The sequence below is a fragment of the Acinetobacter sp. 1124_18A genome (assembly GCF_052824995.1).
On the sequence record NZ_VTDF01000016.1, the window covers coordinates 18,791 to 35,669 of the forward strand.

Genomic DNA, 16,879 nt, shown 5'->3' on the forward strand with positions numbered 1-16,879 from the left:
ATAAGGTATTAACTATATGAATAAAATCATCAAAAACAGCGTATTTATTGGTCTAACAACATTTTTTGTAGGTTCTGGAACAACCCTTCATGCAGAAGCAAGCCCAACAACTTTGCCAGCGGTTTCGCAAAAAGCGTTAACCATTATTGATGGCCAAACAGAATGGTTAAGTAAGGTCTATAAAGACATTCATGAGCACCCAGAATTGGGGTTTATGGAAACCCGCACCTCAGCTATTGTTGCCAAAGAGCTTAAATCATTAGGGTTTGATGTTAAAATCGGAATAGCAAAAACAGGCGTGGTCGGCATTTTGAAAAATGGAGCGGGACCAACAGTCATGTACCGTGCTGACATGGACGCCAATACTGTTCAAGAAGCAACTGGTTTACCATATGCAAGTAAAGTGCGGGTAAAACTCGATGATGGAACCGAAACACCTGTTGCACATATGTGTGGTCATGATGCACATGTGACATGGATGCTCAGTATGGCAAAAACCATGGTGGCTTTGAAAAAGGAATGGAGCGGAACCATTATTTTAGTGGCACAACCTGCTGAAGAGCCTATAACGGGTGCTAAAGCAATGGTGACTGATGGTTTGTGGACGAAATATAATTTACCCAAACCCGATTATTTCTTTGCAGTTCATACTACACCAGCGCCTGTTGGAGTGGTCATTAATGCACCGGGACCACGCATGGCTGGAACCGATCAGCTTGATGTACTATTTAAAGGTGTAGGCGGGCATGGCTCATTACCCATGTTAACCAAAAACCCAATTAGCATGGCTGCAAATGCGATTACTCAATATCAGACTATTATGGGAAATACAGTTGATCCACAACAAGCAGCAGTTTTATCAATTGGCTCGATCCAAGCTGGAAATTCGAATAACGTGATTCCTTCGACTGCATTGGTCAAGATGAACTTACGCTGGTTTGATCCAAAAGTGCGTGAAACCATGTTAAATAATATTAAGCTTATAAGTGAAGGCGCAGCCGAAATGCAGGGTATGGGTAAAGATCAATTGCCAACTTTTACATTCAAAGGTTCAAGCACGCCTGTAGTCAACAATAAAGAATTTTCTGCCCGTTTAAATGGGCCACTCAAAGCGTTATTAGGCGACAAACAGGTCTTAACCAATTTTCCTCCGTTTATGGGTTCAGAAGATGTTCACCATTTGTTAGGTGAACAAAAAGACATTCCGTTTAACTTTATGTTTATTGGTGTGGCAGATCCAGTTGTATTTGCAAATGCAGTAAAGCAAGGCAAATCAGCACCTTATATTCCGCATAGTCCTAACTATGTTGTAGATTTAAAAGCCTTGCCAGTCGGAGCTAAAGTCACCACAGTGTCGATGCTTGAACTTTTAAATAAAAAATAAAATGTTCATAAAAAAGATGCATATGAATGCATCTTTTTTATCTAAAATTTTTAGAAATTTAAGAACAAGACAGATGCTTTTCCCGATAGTGTAGTGGTGATAAATCCGTCCAGCGTCGAAAAGCACGGGTAAAACTACTCACATCGGTAAAGCCAAGAATATAGGCAATTTCGGTAATATTGTGGCTTGAATTTTTGATATAAGACAAAGCGAGCTCGTGCCGTGTATTGTCGAGTAGCTCGCTATAAGAGGTATTTTCTGCCGAAAGCTTGCGTTGCAGACTTCGTATACTTAAGCCTAAACTTTTCGCAACGTCTTGCTGTTGAAAGTCGCCTGTAGATAATTTTTCAATGAGTTTTACTTTCACACGAGCTAATATATTTTCTTTATCAAAGCGTGCGAGATAACGATTAATAATCTCATCATATTCTTGGGTGAGGCTAGGATTCCCACCATCTAAAGGCTGCTCTATGGTGGCTGTGTCAAACACAATCATGTCTTTGGGTGCATTAAACACAATCGGGGCTTTTAAAATACTTTGAAAAGTTTCTAGATCTTCAGGTTCCGAGCGTCTCATTTCAATGCGTAATGGTGAAAAGACAGAACCTTGTAACGCACGACTTGAACGAATAAAAACAGAGATAAAAGCATCGATAGATTCGGGTTGAACTTCGTCGGGAACATGAATCACAAAATAATGATTTTTCCCCTCGCCATAAAATTCGAGTTCAGGAATGTCGGTCACTATACGAAAGTAACGAATAATTCTTAAAAACATCTCTTTTAAGGTCGTGCTGGTAATCAGAGAATGGCCTAACACATGAAATGTATTTTGATTGACTTGGCTGGCAACTTTAAGGCCAAAGCATGAGTCCTGAGTCGCTTGAACGGCTAATTTCCATAAATTTGCTGTGTTTTTTAACGAATAGCGCGCATCTGGATCGTTTAGGGCCTGAACATCTAAACCTGCTTGTTTTAATAAAGGTTGACTATCCACACCTGCTTTCTCAAGCGCTTTTTGAATCGCTTTAACCCAGCTAGCCAGTGCCGTTGCTGTCTGTGGCATGTTATATCCTATAACTTGTGACTCATATTCCTCACCTCATTATAAAAGATTTCAAAAATAAAAGATCTTTTGTTTATCTCTGCTTTTTACATTTTGGCATCTATGGCTAATAGATTGGCGTTTCGAGTTAAGCATACAAAGGTAGATATAAATAAAGTAGGAACATGAGAAAACTGAGGAATAACGGATGACCTACATATATAAAAATCCCGCTGGAATGACTGATAGCGAAAAAACGGAACACATTAAAAAAGTGGTCACGGCAGAAGGTGTGGCTTTACGCAAGCGCCATCCCATTTTGAACCATCAAAACGCGATAGGGACGATGATTCTATTTGTTTCCCTCGTTGGAATGATTGCTACGGGCGTGCTCTATATAAATCATCAGCTTTCAGCGTGGTTCGCAATTCCAATGATTGCGTTTTTTGCATCTCTTACCCATGAGTTAGAACACGACCTCATTCACTGGATGTATTTTAGAAAAAAACCATGGGCACATCATTTAATGATAGGCTTAGTCTGGTTAGCTCGCCCAAGTACCATTAACCCATGGAAACGCCGTGAGCTTCATTTTAATCACCATAAAAATTCAGGCACTGAAGTTGATTTAGAAGAAAGAGCGTTAACCAATGGAGAGCAGTGGAGCATTCGCCGACTCGTCGCGATCGGTGACAATGGTTTTGCAGTTTTGCTACGCATTATTGCTGCAAGCAATTGGACTGTTAGAAAAGTTATTTTTAAACGTGCGTTTTTAGCTTATTTTCCACTTGGAATTATTCATTGGTCTCTTTGGTATATCTTTTTAGGCTTCCATGCAGTTGATATGATTTCAAGCTTGGCAAATGCACCGATCGCATGGTCAGCTACAACCCTAAATGTTATGCATGTGATTAATGTTCTAACTGTGGTGTGGATTGCACCAAATGTGCTGCGTACTTTCTGTCTGCACTTTGTGACAAGCAATATGCATTACTACGGTGATGTTGAATTGGGCAATGTGATTCAACAAACTCAAGTGTTAACGCCGTGGTGGATGATGCCGTTCCAATTGTTTTGTTTTAACTTTGGTTCGACGCATGCCATTCATCATTTTGTAGTGAAAGAACCATTCTACATTCGACAAATGACTGCGCCCGTTGCCCATAAAGTCATGCGTGATATGGGTGTTCGATTTAACGATGTCGGAACATTTAAACGAGCAAATCGTTGGAATGTAAATAATTTATCTGAATCGAATACTTAACAAATTGATTCTTAGCTCGCTTGAATGGACTGAGTTCTACAGATAAGACTCAGTCCACAATCTACAGTCTCTTAAAATTCATTGGCTTTATTGAAACCGAGTAAAAAGAAGAATCACACCTAATGCACATAAAATTGAACCAATCACCTTATTAATTTGCACTTGCTTAGCTAACATTTTTTGCCTTAACAGCATGGAAGAAAAAAGCACAGCCACTAGTGAAAACCATACAAAATGTGCAAATGACATAAAAAATCCATAAGCCAAAAGAACGATTTTAGGCGTGGTTAAACTCACAATTTGAGTATAGGTGCTAATCACAAAGAGCGTAGTTTTCGGGTAGGAATTATAGAAATCACACACCAGATTTCGCCTAGTTCTCAGAAAAATCCTGACATTAATCTCAAGAAACTTAAACGCAGGCCAGACAAATATGTCAAGGAAATTGAACCTATTCCAAATCTTAATTTATTTCCTGAGCGGGAGGACTCTTAATGAGAAATGGAATTTTATTAATTACTTTACTTTTAGTCGGCTTTACAGCTAATACAATCAACACAAATATTGAAGTTGGTATTTGTGTTAGAGCACTATGAAAAAAAGCCGTATTATGCGGCTTTTAATAAATTTCAAATGCCTCTTTTGAGAAAATTAATTGAAGGCTAATTTCTGCAGATGGATATTCATCACCTCTAAAATTGGCAAGCAATCCATATTTGTTAACTAGCTTTTCAAGAGCAGGGTAAATGGTTGCTAACCAAGCGATGCACATAATTTCATCATGAGACATATACATTCGAAGGATTTGAATTGACTCACTTATATATTCTTTCGCAGAATTTTCCTCAATATAGTAAATTAAATCAATAATATAATTGACGTATAAACTTCTTTCAAATGGACTTCCCAAGTCATCATTTTTAGACCAGTAATATTGAAAAGTTTCATTTAATATAAAATCAATATAATTAATTTTATTTGTCTCATTCATATCTTCGAAATTGATATTTTCAATTGTGTCTAAAAAGAAATTTGCAAAAACTTTAAGAATCTCAATACCATCGAAATCTTTATATTTCATGGATTGTATCCTTCTGTTTTTTTCTTCTAGTAAATTAAAAAGAATTTGATTAAAGTGCTGGTGTTTAGCATCTTTAATTTGCTGTTTTAAAAGCTTTGCTTGTTGCTTGGTAATTTTTCTTTGTTGTTTCGCAATTTTGTTACTATGTCTTATTTCTTTTTGCTGATCTCTAATTTCATTACCTTGTAAATATAAAGAAAGAATAAGAAAAGCAAATGCCAAGCCACTAAATAGTGTATTTAGTGCACCATAGCTATCTCCATAAGTTCCATATTTTTCACCAATTTTTTGAGCAATAGTTTGTCGATCACCTGGCTCAAAAACAATGTCAGATGCTGGTCTATATGGTATTTCAACAGGAGTATTAAATTTATCAAACCATTGCAATACTGAGGGAAAATAGGCCCAAAGCATTACAAAACCAATTACAAGTAAAAAGAAAAGAAAAATTATACTGTAATGCCAGATTTTATCCTTTTTAGATTTTTTGCTCTTATGCATATTAATAGCCATGTAAACTTTTGTATCTATATAGCATAGCAATAAATAAAGATTTTTTAACGGTGTCTATTGATTTTAAAAAAGCCGCTTTTAAGCGGCTTTTTTAAAATCATATACATGGATAATCAAAAATTTCAGGATTTTCCTTCTTCAAAGATTCTTGCCATTTAGGTTGTTGTTCTTTTAGCCAGTTATTTAAATCTGGTATTTGTTCAATATTACGCTTTACTGACTTTATATAAGTTGGGTTAGTAACAAACTTACCCATTAAACATAAAGTATTTAGAGGTATCGGCTCAACAGTTTTTTCAAGTTTGTAATTTGAACTTGCTTGGTCATCATATCTTTTTAATAAACCAAGTTTAAATATTGCGTCTTCATACATTTGTTTAGTTAAGGCCGTAGGTGCTTCTTTTGAAACCAGTGCATAAGTACCAGCATCAATATTATAAGCTGTAGGTAAAAATCTAGCTTGGAGATCTAGTTCTTCTTGAGGACTTGGTTTTGCACTGCACGCAGTTGTAAAAATAGGCAAAAGACAAACTAGTAAAAGTTTCTTCATTTTAAAAAATTCCTTCGATTTCGTCCGGATATAATTCTTGTGCAGCTAAGGTTTTTAACATAGTTGGGTTGTAGTCTTGGTCAAAGTTCTGTTGATACATTTTTCTATTTATTACAGTACCAAAACCATTATTTCGTGAAATATTAAAAGCACCAGTCATAATATTCTCAATTCTTAAATCATCAATAGCGCCTTTAAGACTTATCAAATCCTCAATGGCAAATGTTGTTCCAAATCTAGTGGCAAAAGCATTACTTTGGAAAATTGCGACTAATACAGCTGCCTCTTTTTCATAATGTTTTCTTAAATAGTGCTGAAATTTGACATACATCCCTGTATGAAAACCTGTAGAGATTAAAACGTCTTCATTTAATTTGGCGATGTCGTATTCCATCCCAAATCTTACAGCAAGTAAAAACTCTAATTTATTTCTTCTGAGTGCATATTCCCATTGCTGTGCTGACATCATAAATGTGTAGGGCATTGCAATTGGACGGTCAAATTGGAAATAACACAAAGGCTTAGGTACATTACAGCTTTCGACTTTTGATGGATAACCATCCCAAGCTTTGCTATTTGGTGGAATATTTTTAGTAATTGGTTGATTACCCATAATTCTTACTCCAGCGGTGGCATTGGTTCTGATAAGTCTAGGGTTTCGATTTTGACTTGTTCAGGCTTAACACCTGTTACAGTAAGCTCTGTTTTTCCAGCCTTATTTGTTTTCCCTTGAATTTTTTCACCAGTTGGAAGTGTTAGCTCGTATGGAAAGTCTGTTAATGGTTTACCTGTTTTCGGATCCTTAAAGTGGAAAACAACACTATTTTCTTTTTCTGTATTTTGAACAAAACTATCGTTTGTTGCAGAGCTTCCCGAGCCACTGGAACTGCCTTGATCACGTACCCATAAACTTTGACTTGGTAAGAATGTTGCACCGCAGCTGGCTTTGTCACCAGCCACAATAATTGCTCGGCCATTAATAACAACAAGAGGACTACTTGATAGGGCTGTAACTATGACTTTACATTTAGGGCAGAAATGAGTCATACCCTCAACATGAGCTGCTTTACCATCAATTAAATATGTACTATCACCAGTACTAACTATCCCACCATGATCTGTAGTATTGCCAATAACGATTGCTGGCTTCATAAATTTTTACCTAAATTATTATTCATCTTTAAGTTCATCTAAATTAATTCTTTTCATTTCTAAAATCATTAACGCATGTTTTTTTCTCTGCATATAGCGCATAAACAACCACCCTAAATAAATTTGAATAAAAACAAAAGGTATAATTACAAAAACAGTTAATAATACATTTTCCCAAGAAACCTTTTCAGGCTTCATTAATAAAGGTAACGTAAACAAAAGATATGAAAACATTCCATTTATTACGAAAATAATTTCGCCAATTGTATAGTTTCTATGGGCTTTTTCATGATCTATTGGCTCAGCTGATTCTAGCTCTTTCTTTTCTCTATTAAATTTCAAAAATTTAGAACTGTTTTTGTACATACTACGAAAACTATTTTGATCCTCAAACCCATTTACATAATTAAAGAATCCTAAGTTGTTTTCGGGTATTTTATAAAAGCTTTTATATTCTAAGACCTTCTTTTTATACCTAAAATATTCTTTTTCTTCATTTGAATATTGAGGTGAATCAATTCTTTCATCAATCCTTTTTAAATCTCTATTTTTTATAGTTGAATACAGCTTATAACCGCCTTCAAAAAATTCATTTTTTTTAATGTAATTAATAAGGTAGATAAGAAGTAAAATGCCAGTAAGTGTATAAATATATGGTTGCCCAAGAATTTTATTTTCTAAAATAAGTTTATAGAGTTCTGTCACTAATTTCTCCTACAATAAAATATTGATTGTTAAAAAGCCGCAATTAGAGCGGCTTTTAATAGAAGTGAGTTTACTTAAAATACTATTAGGCAATCCCAGCTTTAGGGTTTGAAATAAAATCAGTAATTAATTCGAATAAACATCCTTTTTCTATTTTCATTGTTATCAAATCGCCATTAGTCAAATTCTTATGTAAATGATAATCAGCTTTAACACGAATACTTTTAAAGTATCAAATTTTAATGCTATTTGATCGAAACGCTTATCACCAATTTCTTCTGCAATTAATTCACAGGCAATTTTAAATTTTTCATGAGTGGTTCCACTAGCTGCTTCTAGGAATTTTGCATGGTATTCTTGAAGCCATCTAAATACAATATAATAGATTTTTGACGACCAGTACATTTTCTTAAAATATATTCGGGGTGAGTTACAGATGGAGGGGCGTTTTTTTTAGCTGTTTTATTTAAAGTAAAATTATTTAATTAATTGAAAGTAATACTAAATATTTAAAATAATTAAGGTGCTGTGTGAGCGCCATATATTGAATTTCTGCTGTCTAAAATTCCCTAAGATGAAAAATATTTAACTTCATACTTCTTTATTAAACCCTAAACATGAATTTTACTCAGTTTTGAATGAGACTAAATCATTTTTATTCATGTTCTGATTGCGGTATAAATCTATTCACGCTCTGAAGCGTTCCAGTAATTCAGTTTTGATAAGACCAAAAGGCACAAATCTGACAAGGCTGGAAAGTTTAAAAAGAGCTCGAAATATTTTTAGGTTTATCTCAGAAATTAGGGTACTGATCAAAATGAGTAAAGAATTTACATTTACGATTAAGAGTATTTGTTTCGATGAAAACTATCGTCCAGCAGACAATACGCGTATTACAACCAACTTTGCTAACTTAGCGAGAGGGATGAGCCGTCAAGAGAATCTGCGCAACACATTACAGATGATTGATAATCGTTTTAATGCTTTAGCTCATTGGGACAACCCTAAAGGCGACCGTTATGGCGTTGAACTTGAAATCATTTCAGTTGAAATGAATGTTGATGCTGCAAACCGTACAAGCGCGCTTCCTTTAATCGAAATATTGAAAACCAATATTGTTGATAAAAAGACCAATGAACGCATTGAAGGCATTGTGGGCAACAACTTCTCGTCTTATGTACGTGACTATGATTTTAGTGTGCTGTTGTTAGATCACAACAAAAACAAGTCGACTTTTAGCACACCAGAAAACTTTGGTGAATTGCACGGTAACTTATTTAAGAGCTTTATTAACTCTGACACTTACAGAGCAAACTTTAAAAAAGCGCCAGTGATTTGCTTAAGCGTTTCAACCACTAAAGTGTATCACCGCACTGAAAATGAACATCCAGTTTTGGGTGTCGAATACAAGCAAGAAGACTATTCACTCACTGATGAATATTTCCAAAAAATGGGCTTAAAAGTTCGCTATTTCATGCCTAAAAACAGTGCTGCACCTTTGGCGTTCTATTTCACTGGTGATTTGCTGAGTGATTACACCAACCTTGAGTTGATCAGCACCATCAGCACCATGGAATCGTTCCAAAAGATTTACCGCCCTGAAATTTACAACGCAAATTCAGTTGCTGGAAAATCTTATCAGCCAAGCTTGAAGAACGAAGATTACTCACTTACTCGAATTGTGTATGACCGTGAAGAACGTAGCCGCCTCGCTATTGAGCAAGGGAAGTTTGTTGAAGAGCAATTTATCAAACCATACCAAGCGATTCTTGAGCAGTGGTCTGCTAATTACGCTCTTAATTAATTAACATATAGGTCATTGATCATGAAAAAATTATTACCGACTTCAACGGCTGGCAGCTTACCTAAACCGTCTTGGCTTGCAGAACCTGAAAAGCTTTGGTCGCCTTGGAAACTTGAAAATGAAGGCCTACTTGAAGGTAAAAAAGATGCACTACGTTTAGCGTTGCACGAACAGCGCCTTGCTGGCATCGACATTGTGAGCGATGGTGAACAAACCCGCCAACACTTTGTGACCACGTTTATCGAACACTTAAATGGCGTCGATTTTGAGAAGCGCGAAACAGTTCGAATTCGTGATCGTTACGATGCAAGCGTACCGTCTGTAGTAGGTGCGGTGTCTCGTCAAAAGCCTGTGTTTGTTGAAGATGCTAAGTTTTTACGTCAGCAAACTGATCAACCAATTAAGTGGGCATTACCTGGCCCAATGACCATGATTGATACGCTTTACGATGGTCACTACAAGAGTCGTGAAAAACTTGCTTGGGAATTTGCAAAAATTTTGAACCAAGAAGCGCGTGAGTTAGAAGCTGCTGGTGTAGACATCATTCAGTTTGACGAACCTGCATTTAACGTATTCTTTGACGAAGTAAATGATTGGGGCGTTGCGACTTTAGAGCGTGCAATTGAAGGTCTTAAGTGTGAAACTGCGGTCCACATTTGCTATGGTTACGGCATTAAAGCCAATACCGACTGGAAAAAGACATTAGGTTCGGAATGGCGCCAATACGAAGAAGCTTTCCCGAAACTGCAAAAATCTAACATCGATATTATCTCGTTAGAATGTCACAACTCACATGTGCCTATCGATTTACTCGAACTCATTCGTGGTAAAAAAGTGATGGTCGGTGCAATTGATGTAGCATCTAACCAAATTGAAACACCAGAAGAAGTAGCGAACACTCTTCGTAAAGCGCTTCAGTTTGTAGATGCTGACAAGCTTTACCCTTGCACAAACTGTGGTATGGCGCCTCTTTCACGTGAAGTGGCACGTGGCAAGTTAAATGCTTTAACGGCAGGTGCAGAAATCGTTCGCAGAGAACTTACTGGTTATGATCTTACTGCTTAATATTTACCAATAAGTGGTATAAAGGGTTACTTTTTTGATGGCAGTTGATAATCAAACAAGTAACCCTCATTTTACTTACTACATGTAGTTCTAATCAGGACTCATGTCGATAAAGTACCTTCCTGATGGAGTTGGGCGGTATAGCAAACACTCAGGACAAGGTACGATTCAATTTAGGAATAATGTCATGGTTCAAGCAACAGACTTTAGAAATGCAATGTCTTTACTCACAAGTGCGGTTAGCGTTGTGACCACGGCAGGCATGTCTGGCCGTTTTGGATTTACTGCCTCTGCTGTTTGTAGTGTGACTGACACACCTCCGACATTATTAGTGTGTATGAACCAATCTGCGAGTTCACATGCACATTTCCTAGATAACAAAATCTTAACTGTGAATGTTTTAGGCGCACACCACGAACATATTTCAAAAGCATTTTCGTCTAAGCTCACGCCAGAAGAACGCTTTAAACATGGCGAATGGATTGAGTTAGAAACAGGTTCACCTGTGTTAGACGATGCGCTGGTCAGTTTCGATTGTGAGATTGAACAAATTCAACAAGTCGGCACACACACCATTCTTATTTGTCCGATTGTTGCGATTAAACAAAGCCAGCATGACCAAAGCTTGGTTTATTTTAATCGTGCTTATCATCAAGTGGGGCAGACCGAGATTGTCTAAATAGACTTTCCGCTGTGTAGTCGCACATTAAAAGTTAAAAGATAGAAATGAATAAGCATGGATCGCTTCACTTAATTTAAAAATACAATTAAATATAATATCTAAAATAATATTTAAGTTAATCTAATGAAAAATAATAATAAATTTAAATACTTGTCATAAAAGCTACATTGACACCTCTAAACTCTCGGATTATGCTTTGCCTGCTGGCCACATTGCCAGCCGGCTTTGACAGGCTGTTTTTTCGAGTACATTGAAAAGACTTGTTTTTTTTGATGTATACCCACTCGTCTCCCTTTTTGTAGCGGTAGGACGGAAGGGGGACGCCTTCGTGCGTGCTGGGTTCTCGAAAACCAGTCTGTCAACCCTCTTTCGTTCTGCCACCATAATTCCAAATGAATGCTTTGGCAGAACTCCCAAAATCTAGGAGTTGGCTATGCACATCCATCAATTCTTGGCACTCATTGCCAAAAGCTATAACGACACCACTTAATTCATCTTTAAACAGTTTGAAGGCTTAACCGCTTTTCAAGCTTTAAGTCATTACGGCTAAAAACTTATATCAACAATAAAACTTGAGATGCACTAAGCACCGTCTTGCGGCTTTGCTGTGCCTTTTTTTCTCCCAGAAAGGGCACAGGCTTTTATCTCATTTAGAAACAACAAAAATTTAAAACGGTAAAACTATGTCAACAAAAATATCTTCCAAAAAATTACAGGTTGTTCAAACCACCATCCAACTCATTACGACTTATGGGTTCCATAATGTAGGCGTAGACCTGATTGCTAAAGAAACCAAAATCACTAAAGGCACACTTTATAAGTATTTTTACTCCAAAGAACGCTTGATCGAAATGTGCATCATCTTTCAAAAAAGCCGACTGAAAGAAGAAGTGCTGGCAATTGTCTACTCACACCGCTACTCAAACGCAGTCGATAAACTCAAAGAAATTGTGCGTTTACATGTCGATGTAAATAGCCTTTACCACCTGTTGTTTAAGGCTATTTTTGAAATAAAACTGCTTCATCCAACGGCTTATCGCATGGCGGTTGAATATCGGAAATGGCTACTACGAGAGCTTTTTGATCTGGTTTTTAGTCTGGAAAGCACTGCATTTAATCCCGATGCCAACATGGTTTTAAACCTAATTGATGGCTTGATGCTACAAGTTTTAAGTTCAAATAGTGTGGATGAAAGGGATGTGGTGTTGGAGAGGTTTTGGGGGAGTGTGATAAAAATTTAGATAATAGTTACTACTTTTTTGAAGAATATATCAATATATAAAATTAATTAAGAATATCTTAACTATTATCCGGTTTGGATTGATTCAAATTAGAGGAAATCAAATTTTTATATGACAAAAAATATCCTTTATATATTTTTTCTTATAAATAGTTTTTTATCTAAATATAAGTGAAATGATGACGGATCTATTTAAATGTAAATTTTAATAATAAATTTAAAATTAAATAGTTTTATATTTTATGAAAATTTAGTTTAATTGCTTTGTTTTTTATTGAGAATTTCTCTATGAATTTAATTTATAGTGAAGTTTAATTTGAATAAAGCTATCTTAGCGACAAATTTTGTCGCCTATTGGTTTTTTCATCTAATAAAAAATCATTTTAATTGTTAATATCTTCAACTTAATTTTGTGAACACACAGGGGAAAATTATGTCTAACAATGTATGGACTACAACTATAATGTTTGATGAAAACTATCGGGTATTTGGTTTAACTTTTCCTGATAAGTTTGACTATCTTGAATTTTATAAACTTAAAGAAGATACAGCAGAAGAAAAAAAACATAGATTACAACTGCTTGATGCTCGAATAGAAATTACTAAACGATATCATTTAGCTGAAAAAATATTATCTGAAAATGCTCCTACTATTCTATATACCCATGGCTTTGGTAAAACAGTCCAATTACCAAGTTTTTTTCGTACTCAGGAAGGGTTTGTAATTCTGACAGAGGCATGTGCTAACGTACTTAAAAAATTTCGTTTGGGGCAGAGTGCTCTTTATCCATTATCTTTTTTTGATATTAAATTAAATGAACCAGTAAATGATCAAACATATTATTTTCTTAATATTGCTGAATTAAGAAGTTATTTATGTCCAGAATTTAGTACAGAAGAATTAACAAAATATAGGAATACTCGGCATAAAGGTTATCAACTTTTTGAGTTATACCATGCCGATTATGTGGATCATGCTATTGCCATAAAAAAGGAGGCTGTTGAATGTGATGTTGATTTATGGCGAGATCCTGAACTTGATAATTCAATTTTTATGTCTGATGAGCTTAAGAAAGCTTTAGATGACGCACAGCTTAGTGATGCTTGGCAATTATTTTTATGTGACCTGAAATAATAACAAAAAATAAATAATATTAGGAATAAATAAAATGGCAAATTCTTTCCAAGTACATCATATATTACCTGTTGAACTATTTAACTCTGAATTTAAAGATGAAATAAACAAAATATTAGGTAGTGATACCTCACGTGTTACGGACGATAAGTTTAAAAATACAGCTTTACAGTCATTTAATAATCGAATTGCTCTATATTCAGATGCTGATCGCGCTGAAATGGCAAAAGCGTTACAGGACAGTGGACATCCCATCTCAGATAATCCGATTGGTGCGACACAGCATTACACTAGTCATCCTGAGTATAATAAGGCTGTTAAACAATGGGTTAAAGAAATTATTATTGATTCTAATTTAACACCCGAACAAAAAAAACTGGCAATTTTTGATCTACAAGCAACGCTTAAAGAGGGATTAACCACAGGCGAAATTATATTACATGGTGATAACGCTAAACAAAGTATTAATGATTATCTAAATCAACATACTATAACGCTTGAGCAATTATCTAATCCTGATAGTGAGCGCTATAAGCAAGCTGAAACTAGATTGGAAATTCATGCCGAACATGACATAAAATATTCAAATGTTGCTAACGAATCAGTAAATGTAAATACTGAGGGTAAAACGAGTGCTGGAAATCAATTATTTACCAAAACTGCGATTGCTGAAGCTATTGAAATTATAAAAGCACAGTCGTACGACTCCATTCCTTTAACTAACTTAATGAAAAGTAATCTAGAAAAGTTAATTAATGGGGAAACATTGTCTGATTCAAGTAAAAAGCAAATCGTAGAAAATCTTATCCATGCTAAAGCTTATGCAAATGGCATAACCGAGAAACCACCTTCAGGTGTATATGAAAAATTGGTTAACTCATCTGCTGATCTAGGGCAGAATCAACAAAAAACCAATCAATTAACAGAATCTTTGAAAAACTCTGCTTTTTCAGATAGTGAAAAATCAAATATTCAAAGTGAAATTTCTAGGTTACAAGGTGAAAAATTAATAATTGATGCAGAGATTGTTAAAATTCAAGGTACCAAAGAATCCCTTAATGTTAATGCTGGAAAATTTGGTCAAGGCGGAGCTATAGACATTCAAGTCTTTGGGGATGCTCTTAATAAATCAATGCAAGTTGTAAATGGAACAATTGAAACAATTAGACAAGATACACAGCAAATTATTAAAAATAATATGCTTAATGTTGTTGATGGTCAAATTAACCTTAATCTTGAAATGTCAAATAATTTAGGCAAATATCTCAGTGAAAGTTTAATTGGTGGGAAAGTGGGTGCTGGTGTTATGGCGGCCGATTTTCTAAACAATACATTTGAAGGATTGGTGGTTGGACTTGAAACGGGAGATTGGCAGCCATTTCAAGAACAGGCAATAGAATATGGCCCACAAGCACTTGTTGGTACAGTTTTATTTGCAGCAGGTGCCGGGTTAATTCCTGTCGTAGCTGGTCTACTTGGCGTGCCTGTTTTAGGTGAAGTTGTTTTAGGTGGATTACTCGTCTACGGTGCTTATGAAGGTGGTAAAGCAGTTGGTGAGCTTTTACATAAAATTTATGATCACATTGTTGAAAATGGTATACCTGTTCCATTTGGTTTAGACAAAGTATTTGACCCGAATAATATTTCAAAATGGATGGATGATGTTACACCTGACTTTATTAAAGACTGGTTGGGTCTAAATCGTGAAGGTCATCACTATTACTATGATCCCCTGATTTTAGATTTAGATGGCGATGGTATTGAAACGATTGCTCATAATAAGCTAAATGGTGCGCTGTTTGATAATGATGCGGATGGTCTTAAGACTGCAACAGGTTGGGTAAGCCCTCATGATGGCTTATTAGTATTTGACCGTAATGCAGATGGTATTATTAATGATGGTACAGAAGTTTTTGGTGATAATACTTATTTAAAAAATGGTGAAAAAGCTGAACACGGTTTTGATGCTTTAGCTGATTTAGATACCGATAAAAATGGAAAAATTGATGCAAATGATGAAGATTTTGCCAAGTTAAAAGTTTGGAGGGATTTAAACCAAGACGGTAAAAGTCAAGAAAATGAATTGTTCGGTTTAGCAGATTTAGGTATCAAATCTTTAAATGTAGCCTATAACAATACTAATACCACCTTAGCCGGAAATAACATTTTAGTACAAGTCAGCTCGTATGAAAAAACCGATGGTTCTACCCTTAAAATGGGAGATGTTAATTTCAGTTTTGATTCAATTTATAGTGAGTTCACTAATAGAATTGAGGTAAGTAAAGAAATTAAAGATTTACCAGAATTAAAAGGATATGGACGAGTACGCGATTTGCATGAGGCCATGTCTTTATCTTCTGATTTGGAGCAATTGGTAAGACAGTACGAATCAGCAAAAACTTCAGAAGAGCAAAAAAGTCTATTACCTGAACTATTAAAAGCATGGGCGAAAACAGATCCGTCATACCATGAGTATACAGAAAGTCTGTGGGCTTCAATGGTAAGTTCAAGTGGTCAGGGGGTCGCAGTTGCTGGTGGTAATAGAGGGGCAACGATTAGTTTTGATCAAGTTGATCCCGCTGTTCAAGCTGCATTCAGCGCAGCTAAATCTAAAGTTGGTGTTATTGATAGTTTCTTAGGAACAAAAACTGAAAAACTGTTTTATATCGCTGAAAAAGATATTCTTAAGATAACTGAATCGATTAATAATATTTATTCGAATATCACTTTCTCTATTTATAAAGGTTTATACGGACAAACAGCCATTTATAAGAACTATGCTGATGAAATCCAGAAAGAATGGTTTTTGAAAGATAACGGTGATATTGGTTTTATTCTTAATTTTAAGAATGTTGAACAGTTATTCGAAAGTAAATTATCTATAGATATTAAGAATACTTTCTTTGAATTAGTTCAATTTACAGATCATATCAATAATACTTATGGAGATGTTCCTAAGAAAAACTATGCAAGTCTTGAGATTCTGTTTTTTAATTATTATGAAAAATTGAATGCAGATGAACTAAGAAGTTTAGAAAGTTTATTTAAAGAATATTCTGTTTCTATCAATATTTTTCAAGGTACAGATGCAGCAGATGTATTAAAAGGTACTAAAGGCAATGATAAATTAAAAGGTGGAGCTGGGAACGATACGCTTGATGGCGGTACAGGTTCAGACCTCCTTGAAGGTGGAGCGGGTAATGATATCCTCTATGGCGGAGCCGGAAATAACGTTTACCTGTTTGGTCGAGGAGATGGG

Annotated in this window: 13 protein-coding genes and 2 pseudogenes; 8 read left to right on the forward strand and 7 right to left on the reverse strand. The window is 35.5% G+C overall.

Going from position 1 to position 16,879, the window contains the following annotated elements:
- Positions 1–16 precede the first annotated feature (16 nt).
- Positions 17–1,384, forward strand: a complete 1,368-nt coding sequence (locus FY048_RS18610; RefSeq protein ID WP_446092118.1) for an amidohydrolase — start codon at positions 17–19, stop codon at positions 1,382–1,384.
- Positions 1,385–1,442: 58 nt separating this feature from the next.
- Here FY048_RS18610 and FY048_RS18615 read toward each other — a convergent pair whose 3' ends face one another.
- Positions 1,443–2,450 carry an AraC family transcriptional regulator gene (locus FY048_RS18615; protein WP_446092119.1) on the reverse strand — a complete coding sequence of 336 codons (1,008 nt, stop codon included), beginning with the start codon at positions 2,448–2,450 and terminating at the stop codon, positions 1,443–1,445.
- A gap of 217 nt (positions 2,451–2,667) precedes the next feature.
- Here FY048_RS18615 and FY048_RS18620 point away from each other — a divergent pair, with 217 nt between their 5' ends.
- A complete protein-coding gene (locus FY048_RS18620) occupies positions 2,668–3,693 on the forward strand; it encodes a fatty acid desaturase (RefSeq protein WP_446092128.1) in 1,026 nt (341 codons plus the stop codon).
- Positions 3,694–3,780: 87 nt separating this feature from the next.
- Here FY048_RS18620 and FY048_RS18625 read toward each other — a convergent pair.
- From FY048_RS18625 to FY048_RS18650, 6 genes and pseudogenes are all read right to left on the reverse strand, one after another.
- Positions 3,781–4,032, reverse strand: a pseudogene (locus FY048_RS18625) (LysE family transporter); the annotation flags it as partial.
- A 280-nt stretch (positions 4,033–4,312) separates the two neighbouring features.
- Positions 4,313–5,287, reverse strand: coding sequence for a hypothetical protein (locus FY048_RS18630; RefSeq protein WP_446092120.1), 975 nt, complete (start codon positions 5,285–5,287; stop codon positions 4,313–4,315).
- A 97-nt stretch (positions 5,288–5,384) separates the two neighbouring features.
- On the reverse strand, positions 5,385–5,837 hold the full coding sequence (locus tag FY048_RS18635) for a hypothetical protein (RefSeq protein ID WP_446092121.1): 453 nt from the start codon (positions 5,835–5,837) through the stop codon (positions 5,385–5,387).
- 1 nt (position 5,838) lies between these two features.
- Positions 5,839–6,450, reverse strand: coding sequence for a hypothetical protein (locus tag FY048_RS18640; protein ID WP_446092122.1), 612 nt, complete (start codon positions 6,448–6,450; stop codon positions 5,839–5,841).
- 5 nt (positions 6,451–6,455) lie between these two features.
- Complete coding sequence (locus FY048_RS18645; protein ID WP_446092123.1) at positions 6,456–6,989, reverse strand: PAAR domain-containing protein; 534 nt, start codon at positions 6,987–6,989, stop codon at positions 6,456–6,458.
- Positions 6,990–7,007: 18 nt separating this feature from the next.
- Positions 7,008–7,694, reverse strand: a complete 687-nt coding sequence (locus FY048_RS18650) for a hypothetical protein (protein WP_446092124.1) — start codon at positions 7,692–7,694, stop codon at positions 7,008–7,010.
- A gap of 817 nt (positions 7,695–8,511) precedes the next feature.
- Between FY048_RS18650 and FY048_RS18655 the strand changes: the two genes are divergently transcribed.
- The 6 genes and pseudogenes from FY048_RS18655 to FY048_RS18680 all read left to right on the forward strand — a co-directional run.
- The gene (locus FY048_RS18655) at positions 8,512–9,498 is read left to right on the forward strand and encodes a DUF1852 domain-containing protein (RefSeq protein WP_446092125.1); all 987 of its coding nucleotides are present in this window, start codon (positions 8,512–8,514) and stop codon (positions 9,496–9,498) included.
- Positions 9,499–9,519: 21 nt separating this feature from the next.
- Positions 9,520–10,563, forward strand: a complete 1,044-nt coding sequence (locus tag FY048_RS18660) for a methionine synthase (protein WP_009390634.1) — start codon at positions 9,520–9,522, stop codon at positions 10,561–10,563.
- Between the two features lie 187 nt (positions 10,564–10,750).
- On the forward strand, positions 10,751–11,242 hold the full coding sequence (locus FY048_RS18665) for a flavin reductase (RefSeq protein ID WP_004794389.1): 492 nt from the start codon (positions 10,751–10,753) through the stop codon (positions 11,240–11,242).
- Positions 11,243–11,928: 686 nt separating this feature from the next.
- Positions 11,929–12,486: a TetR/AcrR family transcriptional regulator gene (locus FY048_RS18670; protein ID WP_446092126.1), complete on the forward strand. Its 558-nt coding sequence runs from the start codon at positions 11,929–11,931 to the stop codon at positions 12,484–12,486.
- A 432-nt stretch (positions 12,487–12,918) separates the two neighbouring features.
- Positions 12,919–13,620 (forward strand): imm11 family protein, encoded by a 702-nt coding sequence (locus FY048_RS18675; RefSeq protein WP_446092127.1) that lies wholly within the window; start codon positions 12,919–12,921, stop codon positions 13,618–13,620.
- Positions 13,621–13,654: 34 nt separating this feature from the next.
- Positions 13,655–16,879: pseudogene (locus tag FY048_RS18680) on the forward strand (hypothetical protein); the annotation flags it as partial.